General features: G+C 73.3%; 19 protein-coding genes, 1 tRNA gene and 2 pseudogenes. 11 read left to right on the top strand and 11 right to left on the bottom strand.

Annotation, left to right across the window (positions count from 1 at the left end; genetic code table 11):
* Nucleotide 1 precedes the first annotated feature (1 nt).
* The 6 genes and pseudogenes from ACQPYA_RS25440 to ACQPYA_RS25415 all read right to left on the bottom strand — a co-directional run bounded on the left by ACQPYA_RS25440 (nucleotide 2) and on the right by ACQPYA_RS25415 (nucleotide 4,082).
* The gene (locus ACQPYA_RS25440) at nucleotides 2–568 is read right to left on the bottom strand and encodes a hypothetical protein (protein WP_433529586.1); all 567 of its coding nucleotides are present in this window, start codon (nucleotides 566–568) and stop codon (nucleotides 2–4) included.
* 148 nt (nucleotides 569–716) lie between these two features.
* Nucleotides 717–967, bottom strand: a pseudogene (locus ACQPYA_RS25435) (transposase); the annotation flags it as partial.
* Nucleotides 968–1,006: 39 nt separating this feature from the next.
* Entirely contained in the window at nucleotides 1,007–1,951 is a 945-nt protein-coding gene (locus tag ACQPYA_RS25430; RefSeq protein ID WP_433529585.1) for a hypothetical protein, read from the bottom strand.
* A 372-nt stretch (nucleotides 1,952–2,323) separates the two neighbouring features.
* Nucleotides 2,324–2,396: transfer RNA gene (locus ACQPYA_RS25425), tRNA-Arg, on the bottom strand.
* A 123-nt stretch (nucleotides 2,397–2,519) separates the two neighbouring features.
* Nucleotides 2,520–3,575 (bottom strand): alpha/beta hydrolase, encoded by a 1,056-nt coding sequence (locus tag ACQPYA_RS25420; protein ID WP_433529584.1) that lies wholly within the window; start codon nucleotides 3,573–3,575, stop codon nucleotides 2,520–2,522.
* 93 nt (nucleotides 3,576–3,668) lie between these two features.
* Complete coding sequence (locus tag ACQPYA_RS25415) at nucleotides 3,669–4,082, bottom strand: HPF/RaiA family ribosome-associated protein (protein WP_433529583.1); 414 nt, start codon at nucleotides 4,080–4,082, stop codon at nucleotides 3,669–3,671.
* 346 nt (nucleotides 4,083–4,428) lie between these two features.
* Between ACQPYA_RS25415 and ACQPYA_RS25410 the strand changes: the two genes are divergently transcribed.
* The 3 genes and pseudogenes from ACQPYA_RS25410 to ACQPYA_RS25400 all read left to right on the top strand — a co-directional run bounded on the left by ACQPYA_RS25410 (nucleotide 4,429) and on the right by ACQPYA_RS25400 (nucleotide 8,225).
* Nucleotides 4,429–5,349, top strand: coding sequence for a single-stranded DNA-binding protein (locus ACQPYA_RS25410; RefSeq protein WP_433529582.1), 921 nt, complete (start codon nucleotides 4,429–4,431; stop codon nucleotides 5,347–5,349).
* A gap of 225 nt (nucleotides 5,350–5,574) precedes the next feature.
* Nucleotides 5,575–6,576: pseudogene (locus tag ACQPYA_RS25405) on the top strand (cobalamin biosynthesis protein); the annotation flags it as partial.
* Nucleotides 6,577–6,686: 110 nt separating this feature from the next.
* Nucleotides 6,687–8,225 carry a cobyric acid synthase gene (locus tag ACQPYA_RS25400; RefSeq protein WP_433529581.1) on the top strand — a complete coding sequence of 513 codons (1,539 nt, stop codon included), beginning with the start codon at nucleotides 6,687–6,689 and terminating at the stop codon, nucleotides 8,223–8,225.
* 38 nt (nucleotides 8,226–8,263) lie between these two features.
* Here the strand turns inward: ACQPYA_RS25400 and ACQPYA_RS25395 are convergent, their stop codons facing one another.
* Nucleotides 8,264–8,665, bottom strand: a complete 402-nt coding sequence (locus tag ACQPYA_RS25395) for a rhodanese-like domain-containing protein (RefSeq protein ID WP_433533615.1) — start codon at nucleotides 8,663–8,665, stop codon at nucleotides 8,264–8,266.
* Between the two features lie 93 nt (nucleotides 8,666–8,758).
* On the opposite strand from ACQPYA_RS25395, the gene ACQPYA_RS25390 reads away from it, so the two are divergent.
* From ACQPYA_RS25390 to ACQPYA_RS25375, 4 genes are all read left to right on the top strand, one after another.
* Nucleotides 8,759–9,442, top strand: coding sequence for a uridine kinase family protein (locus tag ACQPYA_RS25390; protein WP_433529580.1), 684 nt, complete (start codon nucleotides 8,759–8,761; stop codon nucleotides 9,440–9,442).
* Nucleotides 9,443–9,478: 36 nt separating this feature from the next.
* Nucleotides 9,479–10,825 carry a dipeptidase gene (locus ACQPYA_RS25385; protein ID WP_433533614.1) on the top strand — a complete coding sequence of 449 codons (1,347 nt, stop codon included), beginning with the start codon at nucleotides 9,479–9,481 and terminating at the stop codon, nucleotides 10,823–10,825.
* A gap of 70 nt (nucleotides 10,826–10,895) precedes the next feature.
* On the top strand, nucleotides 10,896–11,102 hold the full coding sequence (locus ACQPYA_RS25380; RefSeq protein ID WP_092377633.1) for a hypothetical protein: 207 nt from the start codon (nucleotides 10,896–10,898) through the stop codon (nucleotides 11,100–11,102).
* A gap of 122 nt (nucleotides 11,103–11,224) precedes the next feature.
* A complete protein-coding gene (locus tag ACQPYA_RS25375; protein WP_433529579.1) occupies nucleotides 11,225–12,823 on the top strand; it encodes an ATP-dependent DNA ligase in 1,599 nt (532 codons plus the stop codon).
* A gap of 15 nt (nucleotides 12,824–12,838) precedes the next feature.
* Here ACQPYA_RS25375 and ACQPYA_RS25370 read toward each other — a convergent pair whose 3' ends face one another.
* Nucleotides 12,839–13,648, bottom strand: coding sequence for an SURF1 family cytochrome oxidase biogenesis protein (locus tag ACQPYA_RS25370; RefSeq protein ID WP_433529578.1), 810 nt, complete (start codon nucleotides 13,646–13,648; stop codon nucleotides 12,839–12,841).
* Nucleotides 13,649–13,853: 205 nt separating this feature from the next.
* Here ACQPYA_RS25370 and ACQPYA_RS25365 point away from each other — a divergent pair, with 205 nt between their 5' ends.
* Nucleotides 13,854–15,341, top strand: a complete 1,488-nt coding sequence (locus ACQPYA_RS25365) for a cobyrinate a,c-diamide synthase (RefSeq protein ID WP_433533613.1) — start codon at nucleotides 13,854–13,856, stop codon at nucleotides 15,339–15,341.
* Nucleotides 15,342–15,365: 24 nt separating this feature from the next.
* On the opposite strand, the gene ACQPYA_RS25360 is transcribed toward ACQPYA_RS25365, so the two are convergent.
* Nucleotides 15,366–17,498 (bottom strand): transglycosylase domain-containing protein, encoded by a 2,133-nt coding sequence (locus tag ACQPYA_RS25360; RefSeq protein WP_433529577.1) that lies wholly within the window; start codon nucleotides 17,496–17,498, stop codon nucleotides 15,366–15,368.
* 121 nt (nucleotides 17,499–17,619) lie between these two features.
* Between ACQPYA_RS25360 and cobC the strand changes: the two genes are divergently transcribed.
* From cobC to cobA, 3 genes are all read left to right on the top strand, one after another.
* Nucleotides 17,620–18,705, top strand: a complete 1,086-nt coding sequence (cobC, locus tag ACQPYA_RS25355) for an Rv2231c family pyridoxal phosphate-dependent protein CobC (protein ID WP_433529576.1) — start codon at nucleotides 17,620–17,622, stop codon at nucleotides 18,703–18,705.
* A complete protein-coding gene (locus ACQPYA_RS25350) occupies nucleotides 18,705–19,844 on the top strand; it encodes a nicotinate-nucleotide--dimethylbenzimidazole phosphoribosyltransferase (RefSeq protein ID WP_433533612.1) in 1,140 nt (379 codons plus the stop codon). The genes cobC and ACQPYA_RS25350 overlap by 1 nt, the downstream gene beginning before the upstream one ends.
* 76 nt (nucleotides 19,845–19,920) lie before the next feature.
* Nucleotides 19,921–21,198, top strand: a complete 1,278-nt coding sequence (gene cobA / locus ACQPYA_RS25345; protein WP_433529575.1) for a uroporphyrinogen-III C-methyltransferase — start codon at nucleotides 19,921–19,923, stop codon at nucleotides 21,196–21,198.
* Nucleotides 21,199–21,287: 89 nt separating this feature from the next.
* Here cobA and ACQPYA_RS25340 read toward each other — a convergent pair whose 3' ends face one another.
* Complete coding sequence (locus ACQPYA_RS25340) at nucleotides 21,288–21,869, bottom strand: hypothetical protein (RefSeq protein ID WP_433529574.1); 582 nt, start codon at nucleotides 21,867–21,869, stop codon at nucleotides 21,288–21,290.
* Nucleotides 21,870–22,336: 467 nt separating this feature from the next.
* The gene (gene otsB / locus ACQPYA_RS25335; RefSeq protein WP_433533611.1) at nucleotides 22,337–24,898 is read right to left on the bottom strand and encodes a trehalose-phosphatase; all 2,562 of its coding nucleotides are present in this window, start codon (nucleotides 24,896–24,898) and stop codon (nucleotides 22,337–22,339) included.
* Between the last annotated feature and the right edge of the window lie 15 nt (nucleotides 24,899–24,913).

Here is a 24,913-nt window from a genome sequence, read left to right as displayed (position 1 = left end):
GCTACGCCGCGTTGTTGCGGGTCGCGGCGAGTTCGGGGAAGGCTTCCTCCCAGCGTTGGCGGAGCTGGGGTGGCAGCCAGAGGGTGGGCCAGAGTCGCCGGAGGAGGTCGGCATCGAGCCAGGTGTTCAAGTCCTCTGCCGCGTTGGCTTCGGTGAGCACCACCTTGTACATGCTGGCCAGGCGTGCGGGCCGGTTCAGGTCGTACTCGGCCTGCCCGGACCAGTCGAGATGACGCGGAAGCGTGACCCTGCCTTCGGTCGGGCCGTGCAGCGTGGCAAGGGTTTCGGCCACCACGTAGGGCTTCCGGTCGCCGTAGGGCCGGTAGTCCGCCGGGGGCTGAGGCGATGTCCTGCGCCGGCTGATGTTGGTCGCCCGCCGGACTTCCGGCCGTAGCGCCTGACGGATCGTCTCCCGGCTGTACCCGGTGACCCGCTGCAGATCCACCGGCCGCCAGCCGGCCGCATGAAACGCCCGCAGCTGTTCGTCCCGCTCGGTCAACGCTGCCGCCCGCGTCGCCTCGTACCTGGAGACAACCGCATGCAACTCATCCTCGGAAAACCGGCCCACAGCCGTCAGCCTACTACGCTAGGCCAAGCGCGCTTGGCTTTCCTGCCCCTTTCCGGAGTCACCCAAGCCCTTCACGCCACCACGGGGGCTGTCTGTGAACCCTGGGCGAGTCCGACAAGTTAACGGCTGATCTTGGTTGTTTAGGTGGTCAGTGGTTGGCCGGGGTGAGCCGGCCTTCGAAGGCGATCTGGAAGGCGTTCAGGGATGCTTTCCAGCGTGTGGTCCAGTGCCGATGGGGTCGAGGCTCATCAAGGCCATGTATACGCACTTGAGCGCGGCGTGTTCGTTGGGGAAGTGGCTGCGGGCGCGGACGGCCTTGCGGATGCGGGCGTTCACCGACTCGATGGCGTTGATGGAGCAGATGACCTTGCGGATCTCGATGTCGAAGGCGAGGAACGGGCACGAACTGAGGGCGGCGTCGTGGCGGAGCAAAGTGGCCTACAGGGCGCGTCGGAAGGTGTGGCCTCTGTGCCAGGCGAAGTAGGGCTCTCGACTGGCGGACCACCAGTCGGTCGTCTTTCTGGTCAACACAGTGCTGCAGTGAGCGGCGACCGCGGGGGCAAGCGCTACCTGCGGGCTGACTTCGATGGCGCCTCCCGGTTGGACCGCCACGAAGCCGTGTTCATAGAGGCTGTCGCACCCGAGGACGCAGGCAAGCATCGCAACGTTGTCGTAGTCGAGCTTCTCGGCGTCCGTGCATTCGGAGCGCTTCTTGATGTGGGCGGCGACAAGGAACTGCGGTGGCAGTCCACGACCGCAGAGCGCGCATGCCGCTCCGCCGATGTCACACAGGCGTCGCTTGAGCTGTGCTTGCTCCCTTCGGTACGCGGCGAGGCGGCGACCGTCTGGGTCGCCGGGGAAGTCCTTGATGGCCTTCCGCAGCTCGCTTAGGTCGGCTGGGAGACTCTCGGGGACGCCGACTGTAATGAAAGATCCTGCGGCGAGATCGACCGCCAGTTGATCCGCATCGGACGGGTTGTAGCCGGGGACGCTGAGACGTAGTCGAATCCGCTTGGTGCTGTTGCCGGGGCGCTTGGCGGTGGGCGCCTGCCCGATCGTGGTCTGTGCGTTGGTCAGTCTCCGTCGCAGTCCATCGGGATCGGGAACATCGACCAGGCGAATGGGCTCGCTGACCAGACCACGGGTCGACTCGGGAAGTAGTTGAGTGCGTTGAGAATCGACCACGGCTGCCTCGATGACAGCTCGGCGGTCCTTGAGACGCTGCAAGATCAGTTCTAATGCGACCCGATAGTCGGTGTTCCGGGCTGCTCTGCCCGTAGCCCGGCCGCTCATGCTTTCGAGGATGACGGCGACGTGGTCGCCATCGGGTTCTGCGGAAAATTCAGCGTCGAGTACCTGGCCGCGGTCGTCGGTCATTCGCATGTGGGTCACTCTGGCACAGGTGTGCGACGGGTTGTCCAAGGGTCGCCTCGATGTCGGGGTGGGCCCGCCGCGCAGTCCCCGGCAAAGTCGTGATGGTGTCTGAATTATGAGGATTGGAGTAGAAGCGCGCTGTTGGCCGCAGCAAGACGGGTATGACCGGTCAAAAGATCATCAAGGTTCTCCACGCTATGCCGATCGCCCGAAGTGAGTCTTGCCCGCGCTGCCATCATCGCTGGCCTCGTCTGTCCCCGCTGGGCAGCGTTCGGCCTCGCCGCGCTGTGGCGTTTGCTGCGCCTGCTCGAACTCGCCACGCGGCAACCGTGGCTCCCCCGCACCACGAAGCTCCACGTGAGCCGTCGAGGGAAGTGGCTGTGCGCCCGGCAGGATTCGAACCTGCGGCCTTGGGATTAGAAGTCCCCTGCTCTATCCGCTGAGCTACGGGCGCATCGTGGTATCGCGCGAGAAGGGTACCGCCGCCCCGGCCCTGCGCGACGGAACGGGTGGCGGGGGAAGCGTCGCACGTGGGACGGCGTCGCGCACCCGGTTACTCGCCGGCTGCGGGCTGCGGTCAGCCGTTCGTCGCGGCGTTCGCGTGGGGTGGGGCCTCGGCCAGCGGGTCCGGGGCGCCGTCGACCGGGCGGCGGGGTGCCGGGGTGGCCGGGCGGGCGGTCGTCGGTCCGGCATCCAGAAACGCCTCGGCCCATCGGCCCACCTCGGTGAAGACCTTCTCGCGTACGGCGGGGCCGGAGAGCGTCAGGTCGTGCAGTCCGCCGTCGAAGCGGGCCAGCGTGACGTGCTGGCCCAGCCGGGGTGCCCAGCGGACCATGTGCTCGACGTCGAGGACGGCGTCGGCGAGCGACGCCGAGTCGTGCCACTTCGTGCTCCGGAACGAGCGGGTCGAACAGGCGAGCAGTACCGGCACCGGGATGTCCAGTCCGGCGCGCAGGCGTCGCTGGCCGGTGCGGATGGCGTCCAGCCAGCCGGCCCGGACGGGGAAGCCGGCGAGCGGCTTCCAGGCCAGGTCGTACGTCCACTCGCCGTGATGGTCGGCGTGGATGCTCTCGCCGTACACCGTGCCGAGCCCGAACGGCAGGATTCGGTGCGGCGCCCTGCGGCCCAGGCGGGCGACGGCGGCCGCGAGGGGTCGACGGACGAACCACGGGGCGTTCAGGTCGAAGAAGGGGCTGTTCAGGAAGACGCCGTCGACCAGCCCGGCGTCGCGGCGGGCGTGGGCCCAGAGCGAGAGGATCAGGCCGCCGGTGGAGTGGCCCATCACCAGCAGTGTGTCGTGCCCGTCCTCGGTGCGGACGATCCGCGCGGCGGCGTCCAGCTCGGGGAAGTAGTCGCCGAGGTCCTGGCAGAAGTTGGCGGTCTGGTGCGGTAGCAGGCTGCGGCCGTACTTGCGCAGGTCCAGCGCGTAGAAGTCCCAGCCTCGTTCGGCGAAGAAGTCGGCCAGGTGGGTCTGGAAGAAGTAGTCGACGAATCCGTGCACGTAGAGCACCGCCCGCCCGGTGGGGCGTTCGGCCCGGCGGCGGACCAGGGTGGCCACCACCGGCCCCTCGTCGTCGCTGCCCAGGTCGATGGTGTGCCGCTCGTACGGCGGGCCCAGCAGGTCCGGTTCCACCTTGCCGACGGTACGCCGACGAGCTACCGGGTGGTAGCCCCGAGCGCGCCCGGCCAGCGCGCTGGCCGGGGTCACCCCCGGCCAGCGGCGCGATCACCCTTCGTCGGTCGTCACCCCGGCATCGGCCAGTTCGTCGGCCGGCGTGGCCTGACCGGGCGGGGTCGTCACCCGCAGGTGCTTGTTGTTGCGCGGCTCCTGTCGGGTCTTCGCGTCGTTGAGCTTGCGGCGCAGGTCGTCGCGGGCATCGTGGAGCGCGGCGCGCAGGTCCTCCTCGGCCGAGGTGGTGACGATCTTCTGCCGGCCGGCGATCCAGCATTCCAGGGTGACCCGCTGGCCCCGGGACTCCCGGTTCTTCACCGACAGCTCAAGCTCGGTGGCGTCGGCGTGGAAGGTGGCCAGCCGGGCGTCGAGCGTGCCGAACTGCCCGAGGATCCAGTCCCGGTCGGCCTGCGAGAAACCGGCGCCGAGCCGGAGGCACTTCGCCACGGTGGCCGGGTTCGTGCTCATCGCCGCACCTGACCAGGGACGCGGATGGAACGGGTGGTGGTCATCTTCATGATCACTGACCTTTCGTTCGACGTCGTGCTCACTGGTGCGGTTGGAAGATCCCTACCCAGGTTGGCTCCGTCCGGAACGTGAGCATTTCCGGTGCCTCTCGATCATCGCGACGCGGGCGCCGGGTGGGCAGGGCCGGCCGGCCTACCACACCGGGACCTTGATCAGGCGGTTGTCCACAGGCGGCCCGGTTGTCCACAGATCGGGGTCTCGGGGCTGCCCGGCGGTGGCGCCGGGCCGCAGGCTCGGCTGCGAGTCGGCTTGCGGAGGCCGGCCACCGATCCCCGCTGGAGGGACGATGTTCGATACTTATGTGACGATTGTCGGGAATGTGCTGACCGCGCCCGAGTGGCGGCGGACCGCCCAGAGCAACACCCTGGTGGCCAACTTCAAGGTCGCCTCGACCGCCCGGCGCCTCGACCGCGACAGCGGGCGCTGGGTCGACGGCAACAGCCTGCGGGTACGGGTCAACTGCTGGCGCAAGCTCGCCGAGGGGGTGGCCGCCTCCGTGGCGCTCGGCGATCCCGTGGTCGTCTGCGGGCGGCTCTACACCCGCGACTGGACCGACGACGCCGGCAACCACCGCACGCTCTACGAGTTGGAGGCCGTCGCGGTCGGTCACGACCTGTCCCGGGGTCGCGGGCGGTTCCTGCGCAACCGGCCGAGCCTGACCACCAGCGCCGTCTCCGACGACGAGGCCGAGCAGCGGGTGCACGGCGAGCCGACCGAGCCGGTGCCGGACGCCGAGGCCCCCGCCCAGCTCGACGACCGTCCGCTCGACGACGAGTTCGAGCTGCCCGACCTCGCCCCGTCGCGGGCCTACACCGGCGGCTACCGGCCGGGCCCGGCCGACGGCGTCGAGCCGTCCGACGCCGGCTACCGGCCGGGTGCGGCCGGTGAGGTCGGGTTGTCGGGTGCCGATAGTGGGCGGGGCGTGGCCGACGACGTCGAGCCGACCACGGTTGCCGCAACCCCGCGAGGGGCCGCCCGCGACGAGCTTCTCTCGTCCGATCCGTTCGACGACTTCACCGGTGGAGCAGAGGCAGAGGCCGACGAGTTGGCCCCGCTGCACGGGGACGGGGCGAGCGGGGTGCCGGCGGAGGGGGCGGCCGGTGGGCAGGAGAGCGGGTCGGCGGCGCGTCCGGAGGAATCGGGGGCGGGCGACGCAGCGACCGGGCGCAGCCGGCGGGGTCGCGGGCGGCTGCCGCAGCCGGTCTGACCACAGCGGCCGGGAGCGGCTGGCCAGTGATCGTTTGCGGATGAGTGACCAGGTGACCGGCGTGTCGAGTCACTCGTCCGCAAACGATCGAGGGCGGCGGGAGGTGCCGAGGCGGGGGGTGGGGCCTGCTGGGGTGGGGAGGGGAGGGGGTTGAGGGGGGCGGGGAACGGTGGGCGGGGGCGGATGTCGGGCTTCGGTTAGGCTGGCCGGCCGGGGGTGATGTGGGTGCGGAACGCGGGTGCGGTGGCGAACGCGGCGGGTCTCGTCGCGGGATATGCGCTGGACGCGTTGTTCGGCGACCCCCGTCGAGGGCACCCGGTTGCCGGGTTCGGCCGGGCCGCTGCCGCCCTGGAACGCCGCCTCTACCGGCCGGACCGGCTGGCCGGGAGTGTCTTCACCGCGCTTACCGTGGGCGGACCGGTGCTGGTCGGGGCCGTCGCGGCGTACGGCACCCGGCGTCGGCCGGTGGCCCGTGCGGTGCTGGTCGCCGCCGGCACCTGGGCGGTGCTGGGCGGGCGCAGCCTGCGCCACGAGGCGGACGCGATGGGTCGTGCGCTGCGCGACGGTGACCTGCCGGCCGCCCGGCAGCGGCTCGGGCACCTCTGCGGGCGGGACCCGTCGGCGCTCGACGAGCCCGAGTTGGCCCGGGCGACGGTCGAGTCGGTCGCGGAGAACACCTCCGATGCCGTGGTCGCCCCGCTGCTCTGGGGCGCGGTCGCCGGGCTGCCGGGCCTGCTCGGCTACCGTGCGGCGAACACCCTCGACGCGATGGTCGGGCACCGCAGCGCCCGCTACGCCCGGTTCGGCACGCCGGCCGCCCGCCTGGACGACCTGCTCAATCTGGTGCCGGCCCGGCTGACCGGGCTGCTGACCGTCGCGCTGGCGCCCACCGGGCGCGGCGACCGGGAGCAGACCCTGCGGGTCTGGCGGCGGGACCGCGCCGACCACCCCAGCCCCAACGCGGGGCAGTGCGAGGCGGCGATGGCCGGCGCGTTGGGCGTACGGCTGGGCGGGCGCAACGTCTACTTCGGTCGGACCGAGGTGCGTCCATTCCTCGGCGACGGCCCCCGGCCCGAGGCGCGGCACCTGGCGCGGGCCGCCCGGATCTCCGGCGCGGTCGGGTTGGCCGCGCTCGGGCTGGCGGCGGCGTATCCGCTCACCGCCGGCCGGCTGACCGGCACTCTCACCCGCCGGCTGACCGGCGCTCTCAGCAGGCGGCTGACCGGCGCTCTCACCCGCCGGGCCGCCCGGTCTGGCGCCGTGACGCGGCTCGTCCGGCTGCCCGGTGGCGGGCGTGCACCTGCCGGGCCGGCCGGCGGTGAGGTCGGGAGCCGGCGGTGACCGGCGGTCTGCTGGTCGCGGGGACCACCTCCGACGCCGGAAAGAGCGTGCTCACCGCCGGCATCTGCCGCTGGCTGTATCGGCAGGGCGTGCAGGTGGCGCCGTTCAAGGCCCAGAACATGTCCAACAACTCCGCCGTCGTGGTCGGGCCGGACGGCCGGGGCGGGGAGATCGGCCGGGCGCAGGCGATGCAGGCGGCGGCCTGCGGGCTCGCACCGGACCTGCGGTTCAACCCGGTGCTGCTCAAGCCGGGCAGCGACCTGGCCAGCCAGGTGGTGTTGCTCGGCGCGGCGGTCGACACCGTCACCGCCGGCACCTTCCGCACGCTGCGACCCCGGCTGGCCGAGACGGCGTACGCGGCCCTGGCGGAGCTGCGGGCGGCGTACGACGTGGTGATCTGTGAGGGTGCCGGCAGCCCCGCGGAGATCAACCTGCGCGACGGCGACTACGTGAACATGGGCCTGGCCCGGCACGCCCGGTTGCCCACGATCGTGGTCGGCGACATCGACCGGGGCGGTGTGTTCGCCGCCATGTTCGGCACCCTGGCCCTGCTCGACCCGGCCGACCAGGCGCTCGTCGCCGGCTTCGTGGTCAACAAGTTCCGCGGTGACCTCGGCCTGCTCGCTCCGGGGCTGGACATGCTGCGCCGGCTCACCGGCCGCCCGACGTACGGGGTGCTGCCCTGGGCGCTGGACCTGTGGCTCGACGCGGAGGACTCGCTGGCCTACGGGCGGGTGCTCGGCCGTCCCGCCGCACCGCACGGCACCGAGTGGCTCGACGTGGCCGTGGTGCGGTTGCCCAGGATCAGCAACGCCACCGACGTCGAGGCGCTCGCCACCGAACCCGGGGTGCGGGTGCGGCTGACCGTCGAGCCGGCCGAGTTGGCCGCGGCCGACCTGGTGGTGCTGCCCGGCTCCAAGTCGACCGTGGCCGACCTGGCCTGGCTGCGCGAGACCGGCCTGGCCGACGCGGTGACCGGGCACGTGGCGGCCGGCCGGCCGCTGCTCGGCATCTGCGGGGGCTTCCAGATGCTGGCCCGCGCCATCCACGACCCGGTGGAGAGCCGCCGGGGCACCGTTCCCGGCCTCGGTCTGCTCCCCACCGAGATCACCTTCGATTCGCGCAAGACCGTGCGGCCGGCGGTGGGCACCGGCGGGGGCGACCGGCCGGTCCGTGGCTACGAGATCCACCACGGGCACGTCTCGGCCGCCGACCCGGAACTGCCCCCGCTGCTGCACCACGCCGACGGCACCGGGGAGGGCGCGGCACACGGCGTCGTGCACGGCACCCACTGGCACGGCGCCTTCGAGTCCGACGAGTTCCGCCGGTGGTTCCTCGCCCGGACGGCCCGCCTCGCCGGGCGCACCGGGTTTCGGGTCGCGCCGGGCACCTCGTTCGCCGCCGCCCGCGAGCGCACCCTCGACCTGCTCGGCGATCTGGTCGAGGAACACCTGGACACAACGGCCCTGTGGCGGCTGATCGAGAGTGGCCCGCCCGCGGGCCTGCCCTTCGTCCCACCCGGCGCGCCGCGCTGACGTCCGCCGCTGTCCTGGTCGGGGCCGAGAGGCCCGGGTCAGTAGCGGGTGTCGGCGGGTTTGTCGGTGAAGGGCAGCCCGGCCGACCGCCACGCGTCCACCCCGCCGATCATGTCGGTCGCCTTGTGCAGGCCGAGGGCGCGCAGGCTCGCCGCGGCGAGGCTGGAGCTGTAGCCCTGGCGGCACACCACCACGACCTCGATGTCGTACCCGGTGGCCTCGGGGATGCGCCAGTCGCTGGCCGGGTCCATCCGCCACTCCAGCACCGTCCGGTCGATCACGATGACGCCGGGCAGGTCGCCCTGCTCCCGCCGTTGCTCGTCGGTGCGGGTGTCGATCACGAGTGCACCCCGGGTGGCGGCCTGCACGGTCTCCTGCGGGGTCAACCGGTTCATGCCCGCGCGGGCCTGTTCCAGCAACGCCTCGACGCCGGGACTCATCACGGAATGGGACACGGCACGATCATGCCGCCTGCCCGGCGGGCGCACGGCCCGAAGCCGCCCGGGACAACCCGATCGGTAACGTCGGTGCCCGTGGTGGTGGTCTTCGAGGGGTACGCGGGGCTGGCGCGCCGGGTGCTGGCTGGGCGGGCCCGGCTGGGGCGTACCCGGTTGGTGGCGGTCGACGGGCCCAGTGGCGCCGGGAAGACCGCCTTCGCCGCCCGCCTGGCCGACGCCATCGCCGTCGAGACCCGCGCCGCCGGGACATGTTGTGTCGGCAGTGGGCGACCGCCGGTGGTGCACACCGACGACCTGCTCGACGGGTGGGACGACCAGCTCACCTTCTGGGACCGGCTGGAGGAGTCGGTGCTGGCGCCGGTGCGGGCCGGCAGCGCCGGGAAGTATCACCGCTACAGCTGGACGCAGCACCGCTTCCTGCCCGGGCCGGTGCCGGTGCCGGCCGCCCCCGTGCTGATCGTGGAGGGGGTCAGCGCGGCTCGGGCCGCCGCCGGGCCCGACCTGACCCTGGCGGTCTTCGTGACCGCCCCGCAGCCGCTGCGGCTCACCCGGGCGGTGGCCCGCGACGGCCCCTCGATCCTGCCGGAGCTGCGGCGCTGGCACGCTGCCGAGCGGGACCACTTCGCCGCCGACCGTACCGAGTCCCGGGCCGACCTGGTGGTCGACGGCGCGCCCACGCTGCCCCACGACGCCGACCGCCACTTCCTGCGCCTCGTTCCGGCTGCGGGGGGTGTGGCCTCGGGCGATGGCCCGGGGTAAGGCCGGCATACGATTCCGGTCATGACCACACCGATCATGTCCGAGTCCGACCTGCGGGCCGCCGTCGCGCGGGAACTGCCCGGCGTCCGGGCCGACCTGGAGCGACTCGTCCGCATTCCCGGGATCGCCTTCGAGGGCTTCGACCACTCGCAGGTGGAACGTTCCGCCGAGGCGGTGGCCGAGCTGCTGCGCGGCTGCGGGCTCGATGTCGACATCGTGCGGGCCGGCGGCCAGCCGGCGGTGATCGGCCGGAAGGCGGCCCCGCCCGGCGCGCCGACGGTCATGCTCTACGCCCACCACGACGTGCAGCCGGTCGGCGACCGGGCGCTGTGGGAGTCCGACCCGTTCGAGCCGGTCGAGCGGGACGGCCGGCTGTACGGGCGGGGTGCCGCCGACGACAAGGCCGGCATCATGGCGCACGTCGCGGCGTTGCGCGCGTTCGGCGACCGGCTGCCGGTCGGCGTGGTCCTCTTCATCGAGGGCGAGGAGGAGTACGGCTCCGACTCGCTCGAACTGCTGCTCGCCCAGCACCGCGACAAGCTCGCCGCGGACGTCATCGTGATCGCCGACTCGGCCAACTGGGACGTCGGGGTGCCGGCCCTGACCACCTCGCTGCGTGGCGTCGTCAACTGCTTCGTCGAGCTGCGCACCCTGGACCACGCCGTGCACAGCGGCATGTTCGGCGGCCCGGTGCCGGACGCGCTCACCGCCCTGGTCCGGCTGCTCGCCACGCTGCACGACGACGCCGGGAACGTGGCGGTGACGGGGCTGGCCGCCCGGGAGACCGCCAGCGTCGACTACCCCGAGGATCGGTTCCGCGCCGAGGCGGGGCTGGCCGAGGGTGTGCAGCTGATCGGCACCGGCCGGATCACCGACCGGCTGTGGACCAAGCCGGCGGTCGCCGTGCTCGGCATCGACGCGCCGCCCACCGCGGAGGCGCCGAACGCCCTGGTCCCGGCCGCCAAGGCCAAGCTGAGCGTACGGCTGGCACCGGGCGACGACCCGAAGTGGGCGTACGACGCGCTCCGCGACCACCTGGCGCGGTATGCGCCCTGGGGCGCCCAGGTGGAGGTCACCCTCGAACACGACGGGGCACCCTGCGTCATCGACGCCACCGGTCCGATGTTCGACGCGGCCCGCTCGGCCTTCCGGGCCGCCTGGGACGACATCGACCCGGTGGACATCGGCGTCGGCGGCTCGATTCCGTTCATCGCCACCTTCCAGGAGATGTTCCCGCGGGCGGCGATCCTGGTGACCGGTGTGGAGGATCCGCACGCCCGGGCGCACGGGCCGAACGAGAGCCTGCACCTGGGCGAGTTCGCCCGGGTCTGCCTGGCCGAGGCGTTGTTGCTGGCCCGGGTGGCCGGGGCGGGGCGCGGGTGAACCCGTAACTTCCGGCGGATGGTCGCCGTTTCCGGTGTGTCGGCCGTCGGGCTGTTGTAGCCTCTCGAACATGCGTACGAACGAGGTTCTGGCCCGCCTGGAGGCCGCCGTCAGTGCTCTGGGGGACGTCGACGTCTCCGCGTGGCCTGAGGACACGCTCAAGGAACAGCTCGGTGAGCTATCCGCCGCCCTGGTTGCCCTGGACACGTCGCTGTCCCGGATCGCCGACGGGGTCCGCGCCCGCGGCCTGCGCGTCGAGGAACCGGTCCCGGCCTGACCCCGGCCCCGCCGGCCAGCCCGGTCCAGCCGTGCCGACCGCTGGATGTTAGGAGGGGCCCCCTCCTATACACGAGGCGTTAACAGGGGGCCCTTCCTTGCTCAGCTGGCAGGATTGGGGGCGTGCGGTTTCTCGACCTGGCTGCGACCTCTGCGGCCGTCGGCGCCACCAGCGGCCGGCGGGCCAAGGTCGAGCTGCTCGCCGACGCGCTGCGCCGGCTCGACCCGGCCGAGGTCGCGGCCGGGTCCGGCTGGCTCGCCGGTGAGCTGCGCCAGCGGCAGACCGGTGTCGGCTGGGCCAGCCTCCGCGACCTGCCCCCGCCGGCCGTGGCGCCGACGCTGACCGTGGCTGCGGTCGACGCCGCTATCGACGGGATCGCGGCGGTGCGCGGGGCGGGCTCGCAGGCCCGCCGACGGGCCCTGCTGGACGCCCTCTACGCCGCCGCGACCGCCGACGAGCAGCGTCTGCTGACCGGTCTGTTCCTCGGCGAGCTGCGCCACGGCGCCCAGGCCGGGCTGCTCGCCGACGCGATCGCCCGGGCCGCCGGGGTGCCGGTCGCCGCGGTACGCCGGGCCCTGCTGCTCGCCGGTGACCTGCGGGAGGTGGCGGTTGCCGCGCTCGACGGCGGGGCCGCGGCGCTGGCCGGGTTCGGGCTGCGGGTCGGCCGGCCGCTCGCGCCGATGCTGGCGCAGGCCGCGTCGTCGGTCGACGAGGCGCTCACCGCCACCGGCACGCCCGCCGTGGTCGACGTCAAACTCGACGGCATCCGCATCCAGGTGCACCGAAGCGGCCCCGACATCGCCGTCTTCACCCGCAGCCTGGACGACATCACCGCCCGGGTGCCCGAGGTGGTGGCCGCCGTCCGGGCGCTACCCGCCCGGGAGTTGGTGCTCGACGGCGAGGCGATCGGGCTGGACGAGACCGGTCGGCCGCTGCCGTTCCAGCAGACCTCCAGTGTCGCCGCCCGCCGGGCCGGGCCGGGCCGCACCGGGTCGGACGCCACCGTCGACCGGCCACCGGTCGCCCCGGCGGTGCGCGCCGCCGCGCGCGGCGGCGGGACCGTGCTCACCCCGTACTTCTTCGACCTGCTGCACCTCGACGGCGCGGACCTGATCGACCTGCCCGGCCGCGAGCGGTGGGCGGCGCTGCGCGGCACGGTCGACGCGTCGCTGCTGGTGGGAAGGGTGGAGGTGGACGGGCCGGAGCAGGCCGGCGCGGCCTTCGCCGCGGCGCTCGACGCCGGCCAGGAGGGCGTGGTCGTGAAGGCCCCCGAGGCGCCCTACGATGCCGGCCGGCGCGGCGCGGCCTGGGTCAAGGTGAAACCCCGGCACACCCTCGACCTGGTCGTGCTCGCCGTGGAGTGGGGCAGCGGCCGGCGCACCGGCTGGCTGTCCAACCTGCACCTGGGGGCGCGCGACCCGGGTGGCGGCGGGTTCGTGATGCTCGGCAAGACCTTCAAGGGGCTCACCGACGAGTTGCTGCGCTGGCAGACCGAACGCTTCCTCGGGCTCGCCGTGGAGCGCGGTGACTGGGTGGTCCGGGTCCGGCCCGAGCAGGTCGTGGAGATCGCCTTCGACGGGGTGCAGACCAGCTCGCGGTACCCGGGCGGCATGGCCCTGCGCTTCGCGCGAGTGGTCCGCTACCGCCACGACAAGTCGGCCGCCGAGGCCGACACCATCGACGCCGTACGCGCCATCCACACCGCCCGTCCCATCGCCTGACCCGAGTGGCCGGCGTCAGCCGGGGGTGGGCTCGGCGGCCCGGTCGCGGGGCCGCTGGTCGGTGATGCCGGCGCGGCGGCGGGCCTCGCGGCGGGCGACCCAGCCGTAGCCGAACACGGTCATCGCCGCGAAGATCCACCACTGTACGACGTAGCCGAGGTTCTGCCAGTTGTTGGCGTGGCCGATCGCCACCGCCTTGAACGCCGGATCGGCCGCCGGGGTCTGCTCGTCGAGCATCAGGTACGCGCCGTGCACCGGGTACGGCAGCTCCCGGGCGAGCTGGGGCACGGCGACGCGGCGGCTCTCCAGCCGGCCGTCGCGCCGGGCCACCCGGCCGTCCCCGCTCTCGCTCACGTGCACCCGGCCCTCGACGGTCACCTCGCCCACCGGCGTCGCCGGCACCTGCGGCTGCGCCATCGCCCCGCCCGGCGCCGGCGGAATCCAGCCCCGGTCCACCAGGACGGCGGTGCCGTCGGCGAGCAGCAGCGGAGTGACCACCTCGAAGCCGACCCGGCTCTCGACCGTCCGGCCCCGGACCAGGACGATGTTGTCGGCGTCGTACCGGCCGGTCACGGTGACCCGGGTGAAGGTCCGCTCCTCGGCCGGCGGCGGGCCGGCCGTGCCGGGACCTCCGGTCGGCGCGGGCACCGCCTCGTGCAGCGGCGCCGGCGTCATCCGCAGGCCGGCGTCGATCCGTTCGTTGACCGCCGTGCGACCCCGGTAGCGATCCAGCTGCCAGTTGCCGAGCGCCACCATCACCATGGCGGCGACCAGGGTCAGCGCGAGGATGCCCAGCCAGCGCGGCGTCAGCAGGAACCGGTACACGCCACGAGGTTACCCGGGTGACCGCCGTCACTGCGTCGCGCCGTCGGTGGCGGAGCGTGCCCGCGCCGGGGCCGTCCGCGTCGGATGGGCCGTGCCGGAATGGGAAGGGTGCCGGGCGGCGCGTGCCAGTCGTCCGGTTCGGCTATCGTCACGCGGGCGGAGCGCGCCGACGGTCGGCACGCCGACCGCTGGCGAGGAGTCGATGATGACCGTCGTGCCGCGTCTGGTGCTCAGCGCTCCCTCCTCCGGACACGGCAAGAACGCGTTGGCGATCGGTCTGCTCGCCGCGTTCGCCGACCGGGGTCTCGACGTGGCCGGGTTCAAGATAGGGCCGGACCAGGTCGACCCGGCGTACCTCGGGCTCGCCGCCGGCCGGCCCGGACGCACCCTGGATCCACGGCTGGTCGGTACCGAGCGGATCGCCCCGCTGCTCCTGCACGGCGCGGCCGGCGCCGGCCTCGCGGTCGTGCAGGGCAGCATGGGCCTGTACGACAGTCTTACCGGCCGCCCCGAGAGCGAGTCGACCGCGGCCGTCGCCACTGCGCTGCGCAGCCCGGTCGTGCTGGTGGTCGACGTCGCCGCGATGGGCCAGTCGGTGGCGGCGCTGGTGCACGGCTTCCGGGCGTACGACGAACAGCTGTGGATCGGCGGCGTGATCCTCAACCGGGTCGCCTCCTCCCGGCACGAGGCGCTGCTGCGCGAGGCGCTCGACGACATCGGGATGCCGGTCTACGGCGCGCTGCGCCGTCAGGATCTGCCCTCCGTGCTGCCGCCGCGCCGGCACGGGGTGGTGCCGGTGCTCGCCGGTGCGGCCGAGGCCACCCGTGCGGTCCGTCGCCTGGGCGAGGCGGTGACCGCCACCGTCGACCTGGAGCGGCTGCTCGCGCTGGCCCGCTCGGCCCCGACGCTGGGAGCGCAGCCGTGGTCGCCGCAGCCACCGACGGGTGCCGACGGCCCGGCACCGGCCCCTGCACCGGGTGCCGGGCGCCCGGTCGTCGCGCTGGCCGGCGGTCCGGGCGGCATCTTCAGTCATGTCGAGACGGCCGAGCTGTTGCGGGCCGCCGGTGCCGAGGTGGTGACGCTCGATCCGTTCACCGACGAGGCGCTGCCGGCCAACACCCAGGCGCTGGTGGTCGGTGGCGCCCTGCCCGAGTCGTACGCCGAGCAGCTCTCCGCCAACCGCCGGCTCTGCATCGCGGTGGCCGAGCTGGCCCGGACCGGCCGGCCGGTGGTGGCCGAGGGGGCCGGCCTGCTCTGGCTGGCTCGCGAGGTGGACGGGTTGCCGATGTGCGGGGTGCTCGATGCGATCGGCAGCCTCCGCGACGGGCTGGTCGTCGGCTACCGGGAGGCGACCGCCCAGAGCGACAGCGTGGTCGCCACCCGGGGCGAGGTGGTGACCGGGCACAAGGAGCACCGGGCGGTGCTCACCCCACGGGGCGGGCAGCGGCCGGCGTGGAGCTGGTCGGGTGGCGCACCGGAGGGGTTCGTCTGGCGCGGCGTGCATGCCTCGCAACTCGTCCCGCATTGGGCCGCGTACCCGCAGATCGCGACGCGGCTGGTGGCCGCCGCAGCGGCCGAGCCGGCCACGGTCGCCGCGACGGTGGCCGGCTCGGCGATCGCCGCCGCGACGCCGAGCGGTGCCGGGCCCGCCGATGGCGCGGCGACCGGTGCCGGTGCCGCGCCATCGACCTGAGCGGTCAGCGCCGTGGCGTCGTCGTCAGCCGACTATCTGGTCCGACGGTGGGACGAAGTCCCGGACCGGTTTGCCCTTGAGGGCGTCGCGGAGCGTGTTCGAGACCGCCGCGATCGGGATCTGTGACTGGCCGTCGCCGACCGCGTTGAACGGGTTGTCCGGGTCGGAGATGAAGCTCGCCGCCGCCAGCTCCGGGGTGTAGCCGACGAACCAGGCCGACCGGGTGCTGTCCGTGGTGCCCGTCTTGCCGGCCACCGGTCGGCCCACCGTGCCCCGGACGCTGTCCGCCGTCGACCAGCCGCCGCAGCCACCCTTGGCCGGGGAGTCGCCGGTGGGGCAGCGGGCCGCGTCGGTCGCGGCGCGGGCCGCGTCGGCGCTGACCACCTGGCGGCACCGGGGCTTGGCGACCTCCCGCTCGATGCCGCCGGCGGTCTTGAAGGTGGCCGGGGTGCCGTCCCGGTTGTAGATGGCGGTCACCGGCATCGCCTCGCAGTACCGCCCGTCGGCGGCGACGGCGGCGTAGGCGTTGGCCATCTCCAGCGGGGTGGCGTCGGAGACGCCCAGGGTGAACGCACCCCACTTGTTGGCTTTCGACGGTGCGGCGTGCTCCCGGTCCACGTCGGTACGCCAGCGCAGCCCCAACTGCTCGGCGAGCCGGACCGCGCGCTCCGCGCCGACCTGCTCCTCAAGCCAGACGAAGTACGTGTTGACCGACTTGCCGAAGCCGGACCACATGGTCTGGGTGCCGCTCATCGCGCCGCTGGCGTTGGTCGGCGCCCAGCCGTCGTACACCTGGGACTGGTACCGGTGCGGCGCGTTGAACGTGGTGTTGAGGGTCATGCCGGCGTCCAGCGCGGCCAGCATGGGGAACATCTTGAACGTCGACCCGGCCTGGTATCCCGGCAGGTCACCGCCGCCCATCAGGGGGGCCACCGTGTTCGGGTAGTTGGCCTTCACCTTGGGCCCGGCCTCCGGGTTGGAGCTGAGCGGGTTCTCATCCAGGTTCAGGGAGTATGTCCGGTTCACCGCCATCGCCTTGACCCGTCCGGTGCCCGGCTCGGAGACCACGATGCCGTTGGCGAACGGGCTGCCGGTGTTCCCCTTGGTGCCGACGTTCTCCTCCGCCGCCTTCTGGATCTTCGGGTCCATGCTGAGCACGATGCGGTAGCCGCCCCGGCGCAGCTTGTCCATCCGCTGCAACCGGTTCTCGCCGAACGCGGGCTGCGCACTCCACCAGTTCTTCAGGTAGTCGCAGAGGAAGCCCCAGCTGTTCCAGCTCTCCGGCACCGCGGCGCAGTCGTTCGGCGGGTAGGTCAGGCGCAGCCGGATCGGCTCGGTCTTCGCCGCCGCGGCCGAGTCCGGCGAGAGGTAGCCGAGGTGCGTCATGTTGTCCAGCACGTAGTTGCGGCGGGCGGTGGCGTCCTTCTGGTCGGAGCTGGCCGGGTCGTACTGGGAGGGAGACTTCACCAGCCCGGCCAGGGTGGCCGCCTCGACGGCGGTGAGTTCCTTGGGCGTCTTGGAGAAGAAGATCTCACTGGCGGCGTAGATGCCGTACGCCCGGTGCCCGAAGTACGCGGAGTTGAGATAGCGCTCCAGGATCTCCTCCTTGCTCAACTCCTTCTCCAGGTCGACCGACATCCGCATCTCCTTGACCTTGCGGATCGGGGTCTGTGCGGTGGCCTCCTGCACCTCTTTCGGGGTGGTGGCGCTGTCCCGCAGCGCCATCCGGACGTACTGCATGGTCAGCGTGGAGGCGCCCTGGGAGACGCCGCTGGACCGGGCGTTGGCCACGAAGGCCCGGGCCACGCCCTTCGGGTCGACGCCGTGGTGCTGGTAGAAGCGGCTGTCCTCGGCGGCCACGATCGCCTGCAACATGTTCGGCGAGATGTCCGACAGCTTGGTGTACTGCCGGTACTCCTCGTAGAACATGGTCAGCACGGTCTTGCCGTCGGGCGCGTACAGGTAGGACGTTTCGGCGGGCAGGGCGGTGGCCAGCAGGCGGGTCTTGCTCTCCACGGCGTGCGCGGTGGCCTTGGCGCCGACCCCGGTCAGAGCGACCACGGGGTACGCCACGGCGGCGACCACGATGCCGGCGATCAGCCCGGCGCGGAGGAGAGGAACGAGACGACCAGCGGCAGCAAGGGGTCGGTTACTCACACCGCCAAGTTATGACATTTCCGATTCGTCCATGAGAAATACTCATGAAGTGATCGGTGGTGATGCGGCCCACCCTCCGGGCGGCTGTCCCCCGCGCCGGCTTCCCGGCAGGATCGCGGTCATGCGTGGTCAGCTGACCGGGACCTTTCCCCTGGCGCCGGTCGAGCCGGATCTTGCCCATCACGGTGACGCGGAGGTGGGCGAGGGCCTCGTCGACCTCGCCGTCAACGTGCGGCGTGCCCCGATGCCGGGCTGGCTGGCTGAGCCGATCATGGCATCGCTGGCCGACCTCGCCGCGTACCCGGATCCGCGGCCGGCGCGGGCCGCCGTCGCCGCCCGGCACGGCCGGCCGCCGGCCGAGGTGCTGCTGACCGCCGGTGCCGCCGAGGGCTTCGTGCTGCTCGCCCAGGCGCTGCGCGGGGTACGCCGGCCGGTGGTGGTGCACCCGCAGTTCACCGAGCCGGAGGCCGCGCTGCGAGCGGCCGGGCACCCGGTCGAGCGGGTGCTGCTCGACGCCGCGGACGGCTTCCGGCTCGCCCCGGACCGGATCCCCGCCGACGCCGACCTGGTCATGATCGGCAACCCGACCAACCCCACCTCGGTGCTGCATCCCGCCGCCGACCTGGCCGCGCTGGCCCGGCCGGGTCGCGTGCTGGTGGTCGACGAGGCGTTCGCCGACACCACCGCCGCGCCCGGCGTACCCGGCGAGCCCGAGTCGCTGGCGGCCCGGCGGGACCTGCCCGGGCTGCTGGTCGTCCGCAGCCTCACCAAGACCTGGGGGCTCGCCGGGCTGCGGATCGGCTACCTGCTCGGCGAGGCCGCGCTGCTGGAGCGGCTGGCCGCGGTACAGCCGCTCTGGGCGGTCGGCACGCCGGCCCTGGCCGCCGCGTCCGCCTGCGCCGGCCCGGCGGCGGTCCGGGCCGAACGCGCCATCGCCGGGCAGCTCACGGCCGACCGCGAACACCTGGTGGCCCGGCTCGCGGCCCTGCCCGGGGTACGCGTCGCCGGCCGCCCGGCCAGCGCCTTCGTGCTGATCCACCGCCCCGGGGCCGATCGGGTGCGCGCCGAGCTGCGCCACCGTGGCTGGGCGGTACGCCGGGGCGACACGTTCCCGGGGCTCGGCCCGGACTGGCTGCGCATCGCGGTGCGGGATCGGGCGACCACCGATGCCTTCATCGATACGCTGGCGGAGATCATGGAGGCATGATGCTGGAGACCACGATCGCGGGAATCGGCCCGCTCGACGAGTCGGCGATGGCCGCGGCCGGACAGTTGCAGGGTCGACTGACCAAGCCGGCCGGCTCGCTCGGCGCCCTGGAGGAGCTCTCCGTACGCCTCGCCGGCCTGGCCGGGATGTGCCCGCCGCCGCTGCCCGACCGGGCCGCCGTGGCGATCTTCGCCGGGGACCACGGCGTGCACGCCCAGCGGGTCACCCCCTGGCCACAGGAGGTCACCGCCCAGATGGTCGGCAACTTCCTGGCCGGCGGCGCGGTGGTCAACGCGTTCGCCCGGCAGGCCGGCGCCTCGGTGACCGTGGTCGACGTCGGGGTGGCCAGCCCGCTGCCCGTCCCCGACGATCCGGCCGACCTGGCCGATCCGGCCGTCGTGGGCGGCCCCGCCGGGGCGGGTGGCGCCACGGCGGGTTCGGTCGGCCCCGACGTGCCCCGGCTGGTCGACGCCACCGTCCGCCGGGGCACCCGGGACATGACCGTCACCGCCGCGCTTACCCGTGACGAGGCCCGGTCGGCGGTCGAGGTCGGCATCCGGATCGCCGGGGAACTGGTCGACGCCGGGGCGGGGATCCTGCTCACCGGCGACATGGGCATCGCCAACACCACGCCCGCCGCCGCGCTGATCGCCGCGTTCACCGGCGTCGACGCCGCCGATGCGACCGGCCGGGGCACCGGCGTCGACGACCCGACGTACCAGCACAAGATCGAGGTGGTGCGGGCGGCGCTGCGCCGGCACACCCCCGATCCGGAGGACCCGCTGGGGGTGCTGGCCGCCGTCGGCGGGTTGGAGCACGCCGCGCTGAGCGGGCTCGTCCTCGGTGCCGCCGCGCGCCGCGTGCCGGTGCTGCTGGACGGGGTGATCGCGGTCTCCGCCGCGCTCGCCGCGGCGGCGTTCGCTCCGGACTCGGTCGGCGCGATGGTGGCCGGTCACCGCTCGGCCGAACCCGGTGCCACGGTCGCGCTGCGCCGGCTCGGCCTCACCCCGCTGATCGATCTCGGGCTGCGGCTGGGCGAGGGCACGGGAGCGTTGCTGGCCCTGCCGGTGGTCACCGGCGCGGTCCGGGTGCTGCACGAGGTGGCCACCTTCGACTCCGCCGGGGTGGCCGAGAAGTGAGCGGGCGGCGCGAGCGAACCATCAGGCTCGGTGCGGTGGCACCTCGCGGCGGCACGGAGCGAAGCGGAGTGCCGGCGTGAGTGTCAACCCGTACCCGCTGGGGCTTCGGCTGGCCGGTCGGCGGGTGGTCGTGGTCGGCGGGGGAGTGGTCGCCACCCGCCGGGTGCCCGCGCTGCTCGACGCGGGTGCCGACGTGCTGCTGGTGGCACCGGAGGTCAGCCCGGCGCTGCGCGCCCACGCCGACGCCGGGCGGCTGCGCTGGCTGCCGCGCCGGTTCGATTCCGGCGACCTGGACGGCGCCTGGCTGGTGCACGTCGCCGTCGACGACCCGACCGCCGCGGCCTCGGTGAGCGCCGTCGCCGCCGAACACCGCATCTTCTGCGTACGCGCCGACGACCGGGAGGCGGCGTCGGCCTGGACCCCGGCGGTGACCCGGCACGGCCCGGTCACCGTGGCGGTGCTGGGCGGTGGCGACCCCCACCGCGCGATGACCGTCCGCGACGCCATCCGCCCCCTGCTGCACGCAAGGAAGGGTCCCTTGTTAACGGATTCTGTAGAGGAAGGGTCCCTTGTTAACACCCCGGCCGGCGGGACGGGCCGGGGTGGTCGAGTCGCGCTGGTGGGCGCCGGCCCGGGTGATCCGGAGCTGATCACCGTCAAGGGGTGGCGGCTGCTCACCGAGGCCGACGTCGTGGTGGCCGATCGGCTGGTGCCGGGCCTGCTCCTGGACGAGCTGCGCACCGGCGTGGAGCTGGTGGACGCCTCGAAGATCCCGTACGGCCCGTCCCGGGCCCAGGAGGAAATCAACCAGATCCTGGTCGACCGGGCGTTGGCCGGCGCATCCGTGGTGCGGCTCAAGGGCGGCGACCCGTACGTCTTCGGTCGGGGCGGGGAGGAGCTGCTGGCCTGCGCGGCGGCCGGCGTGCCGGTCACCGTGGTGCCGGGCGTGACCAGCTCGACAGCCGCTCCCGCCGCGGCGGGCATCCCGGTGACCCACCGGGCGGTGGCGCACGAGTTCACCGTGGTGTCCGGGCACGTCGCGCCCGACTCGCCAGCCTCGCTGGTGCGCTGGGACGCGTTGGCGCGGCTCCGTGGCACGCTGGTGATCCTGATGGGCCTGAAGAACCTGTCGGCCATCACCGGCGCCCTGATCGAGCACGGCCGGCCGGCCGACACCCCTGCGGCCGTGGTCCAGGAGGCCACCACCGGCGCCCAGCGGATCGTCCGCTCGACATTGGTTGAGGTGGCCGCCGAGGTGGCCGGGGCGGGGCTACGCCCACCAGCGGTCGTGGTGGTGGGTGACGTGGTCACCGCCCTCAACCCGCTCGACCTGCTCGGCCCCGAGACCCGCTGACCGGCGTGTTGACCTGAGCGTGGCATGCGGCCGGGACGCCGCTGGCCGGCACCCCAACCCGGGGTGCCGGCCAGTCGGTTATGCGTGTGTCAGCTGTTCCAGTGCTGGGTGACCAGGTCGGCGGCCTGCTGCTCCCACTGGGCGTAGTGGTCCGGGTAGGCCGAGACCTGCACCTTCTGCGCGGCCACGGTCAGGGGCAGGTCCTTCCACCCGTCGACCTGCTTCAGGCCCTTCAGGAACGCGGTGGTGGCGTATTCGGGGTCGGTGATCTGCTCGACCGTGCCCCAGCCGGAGGAGGGACGCTGTTGGAACAGGCCCTGCGAGTCGTGGTCGTTGCGGTCACCCAGATGACCCAGGTTCTCCAGCTTCGACTCCTGCAACGCCGTCGCGATGGACACGACCGCGGCCCGTTCGTCCATGCCGGTCTTCTTGGTGGCGGCGATGATGGCCTTGGCGTTGCCGGTCTGCTCGGCGTTCAGGTCGATCCGTGACTGCGCGCCCTGCACGCCGTGCGGGGTGAGGGTGCCGGTGTCGGGCTTGTCGGCCTGCGCCGTCGACACGGCGGTTACCGGGGTGGCATCCGCGTGGGCGGCGATCGGGCCGGCGAACATGCCGCCGGTGAAGGCCAGGCCGGCGATACCGAGAACGCTCTTACGCAGCATCGAGTTCATGATCGAAGCTCCATTCGGGGGTAGACGCGCGCGCCCGCACAAGGGGGAACGGCGGCGCGGGGAAGTTCAGGGGGAGAGACCGGCGGGCTCGCGGGCCGGGGGGCCTTCGCGGCGCCGGGACGATGTACAACGGCTGACCGGGGCGGATCATTCCCGGGGGGATCCACCGGCTGGGCACGCGGGGGGCGGCCCTCTTCGGTCAGCCACCCGATACAACGCCCCGACCCCGTCCCGGATTCCGCCGTGGCCGGTCAACCGCATCCGGAAAGCGGACATTTATCGCGTTAGCCGACAATCGGCCTAGGAGCTGAGCGCTGCTGCCGGGCGAAACGGACACCGCTGCCCATTGGGGGATAATTCGCGCGGAGGGGCCCGTGCCGTGCACGGGGAACGACAGGTCACCTCCGTCCGCCATGCGGAGGCGGCCGGAGACAGTTGTCTCCGGCCGCCTCAGGTGGGGCGTCCGGCTACTGCTTGAGCATGTTGTCCAGCAGCAGCGCGCAGCGGATGACCCCGAGGTGGCTGTACGCCTGCGGGTGGTTGCCCAGGCCGCGCTCGGCGAGCGGGTCGTACTGCTCGGGCAGCAGCCCGGTCGGACCCGCGGTGTCGATCATCTGGGTGAACAGCTCCTCGGCGTCGGTGCGCCGCCCGGTGCGCAGGTACGCCTCGACCAGCCACGCCGTGCAGATGTGGAAGCCACCCTCGCGGCCGGGCAGGCCGTCGTCCCAGTGGTAGCGGTAGACGACCGGGCCGCTGCGCAGGTCGGCTTCGATCTTCAGGACGGTGGAGAGGAAGCGCGGGTCGTCGCCGGGCAGCAGACCGGAGAGGCCGATCCAGAGCGACGAGGCGTCCATGTCCTCGTCGCCGTACGCGACGCTGTACGCCTCGGCGTGCTCGTGCCAGCCGTTCTCCAGCACGTTGGCGCCGATCCGGTCGCGCAGCTCCACCCACTCCGGGCGGTCCTCGCCGCCGTGCTGGCGCATCACGTGCAGCGCCCGGTCGACGGTCAACCAGCACATCACCTTCGAGAAGATGTGGTGCCGGGGTGGCAGGCGCGCCTCCCAGATGCCGTGGTCCGGCTCGTGCCAGCGGCGGCGGACCGCCTCGACCATGTTCTCCAGCACCCGCCACTCCTCGGGGCGGACCGAGCCTCGGGCGTCCGCCGTGGCGGCGATCAGATCGGCGATCGGGCCGAAGACGTCCAGCTGGAGCTGGTGGTTGGCGAGGTTGCCGACGCGGACCGGCCGGGAACCGGCGTAGCCGGGCAGGGTGTCGATGACGGCCTCGGCGCCCAGTTCGTAGCCGTCCACCGTGTAGAGCGGGTGCAGCCGTTCGGGGTGCCCGCCGGTGCGTTCCACGCAGCCATCCACCCAGCGCAGCAGCGCCTCGGCCTCGGTGATCGAGCCCAGGTCGACCAGGGCCCGCGCGGTCATCGCGGCGTCCCGCAGCCAGCAGTAGCGGTAGTCCCAGTTGCGGACGCCACCCAGTTCCTCGGGGAGCGAGGTGGTCGCCGCGGCCAGGATCGAGCCGGTCGCCTCGTGGCAGAGGCCCCGTAACGTCAGCGCGCTGCGGGCGACCAGGTCCCGGGCGGTGGTGGGCAGCCGGAGCGAGGCCACCCACTCCTTCCAGGGCCGCTCGGCCGCGGCCTGCCGCTCGTGGATCGGCAGCCGGTGGTGTTCCAGGCTGTGCGTGCCGAAGCGCAGCTCCAGCACCACCTGCCCGCCGAGCGCGGCGAGGTCCACCACCGCCTTGGCGGTCTCGTACCCGCCGTCGTTGTTGACCTCCCACTGCACACCGGGGGAGTAGAGCGCGACCGGCTCGTTGGAGCCGAGCACCAGCAGACCGTCGTCGAGCGGCTGTAGCTGCACCGCGACCTGCGCGAACTCCGGCCGTGGCGCGAACTCCAGCCGGGCCCGGCCGGTGCCGGTGAGCAGCCGGATCAGCGTCGAGTCACCGGCGATGACCGCCGGCCCGTCCGGGGTGGCCCTGGGGTCGGGCTTGTCGAGCCAGTCGGTGACGGTGAGGCCCGACCAGCGGGTCTCCACGGTCATGGTGCCCGAGCGGTACCGCTGGCCCAGTGGGATGCCGTCGCGCTCCGGGGCGACGCTGAAGTGCCCGGCCGGGCTGCCGCCGACCAGGTCCGCGAAGATCGCCGCCGAGTCGGGCTTGGGGTGGCAGAGCCAGCTGACCTTGGCGTCGGGCGTGAGCAGCGCCACCGTCCGCCCGTTTGCCAGCATCGAGTGCCGCTCGATCGGCACCGCCCGCTCGCCGAACAGCCAGTGCCGGCGGGTCTCCAGGAGCAGGCCGAGCGCGCGGGCGGCCTCGATCGGCTCGGCCACCCGGTAACCGGCCTTGGTCTCGCCCGGGCCGATCTTGATGCCGAGGTCCGGGCCGGTCAGATTGCCGAAGGCGTTCTCGTCGGTGACGTCGTCGCCGATGAAGAGCACCGCGCTGGCCGAGAGCTGGGTCCGGAGCTGGTCGACCGCGGTGCCCTTGTGGGTGGCCACCACGGAGAGCTCGATGACCTCCTTGCCCTGCGTGACGGTCACATCGGGCCAGGTTGCCGGACCGTTGCGGACCGCCTCGATGGCCGCGGCGGCGATCTGGGAGTCCACCCCGCGGGTGTGCACGGCGACGCTGGCCGGCTTGCGTTCGAGCCGTACCCCCGGGTGGTCTGCGGCGATCTCCCGCAGCGCGTCCCGCAGCCGGGTGCGCACGGCGATCAGCTCGGGGGAGAGCCGCTCGACGAAGCCGATGTCGAACTCGGAGCCGTGGCTGCCGACCAGGTGGACCTCGCTGGGCAGCCGGGAGAGCGCGGCCAGGTCGCGCAGCGCGCGGCCGGAGACCACGGCGACCGTGGTCTGCGGCAGCGCGGCCAGGGCGCGCACCGCCGCCACCGACTCCGGCAGCGGTACGGCCTTGCTCGGGTCCTCGACGATCGGTGCGAGGGTGCCGTCGTAGTCGCAGGCGATCAGCAGCTGTGGTACCCGGGCGATCCGCCCGATGGCGGCCCGCAGCTCGGGATCCATGGTCCCCGCTGCGGG

Origin of the sequence: Micromonospora sp. CA-263727 (genome assembly GCF_050942455.1) — a bacterium.
GTDB lineage: Bacteria > Actinomycetota > Actinomycetes > Mycobacteriales > Micromonosporaceae > Micromonospora.
This window is presented reverse-complemented; position numbering and strand designations above follow the sequence as displayed.

What these genes read in the sequence shown, in the direction of transcription:
- ACQPYA_RS25430 (WP_433529585.1), bottom strand. Translation starts at nt 1,951, where the DNA reads ATGCGAATGACCGACGACCGCGGCCAGGTACTCGACGCTGAATTTTCC.
- ACQPYA_RS25415 (WP_433529583.1), bottom strand. Translation starts at nt 4,082, where the DNA reads ATGAGCACGAACCCGGCCACCGTGGCGAAGTGCCTCCGGCTCGGCGCC.
- ACQPYA_RS25410 (WP_433529582.1), top strand. Translation starts at nt 4,429, where the DNA reads ATGTTCGATACTTATGTGACGATTGTCGGGAATGTGCTGACCGCGCCC.
- ACQPYA_RS25395 (WP_433533615.1), bottom strand. Translation starts at nt 8,665, where the DNA reads ATGAGTCCCGGCGTCGAGGCGTTGCTGGAACAGGCCCGCGCGGGCATG.
- ACQPYA_RS25385 (WP_433533614.1), top strand. Translation starts at nt 9,479, where the DNA reads ATGTCCGAGTCCGACCTGCGGGCCGCCGTCGCGCGGGAACTGCCCGGC.
- ACQPYA_RS25380 (WP_092377633.1), top strand. Translation starts at nt 10,896, where the DNA reads ATGCGTACGAACGAGGTTCTGGCCCGCCTGGAGGCCGCCGTCAGTGCT.
- ACQPYA_RS25365 (WP_433533613.1), top strand. Translation starts at nt 13,854, where the DNA reads ATGACCGTCGTGCCGCGTCTGGTGCTCAGCGCTCCCTCCTCCGGACAC.
- cobC (WP_433529576.1), top strand. Translation starts at nt 17,620, where the DNA reads ATGCGTGGTCAGCTGACCGGGACCTTTCCCCTGGCGCCGGTCGAGCCG.
- ACQPYA_RS25350 (WP_433533612.1), top strand. Translation starts at nt 18,705, where the DNA reads ATGCTGGAGACCACGATCGCGGGAATCGGCCCGCTCGACGAGTCGGCG.
- ACQPYA_RS25340 (WP_433529574.1), bottom strand. Translation starts at nt 21,869, where the DNA reads ATGAACTCGATGCTGCGTAAGAGCGTTCTCGGTATCGCCGGCCTGGCC.
- otsB (WP_433533611.1), bottom strand. Translation starts at nt 24,898, where the DNA reads ATGGATCCCGAGCTGCGGGCCGCCATCGGGCGGATCGCCCGGGTACCA.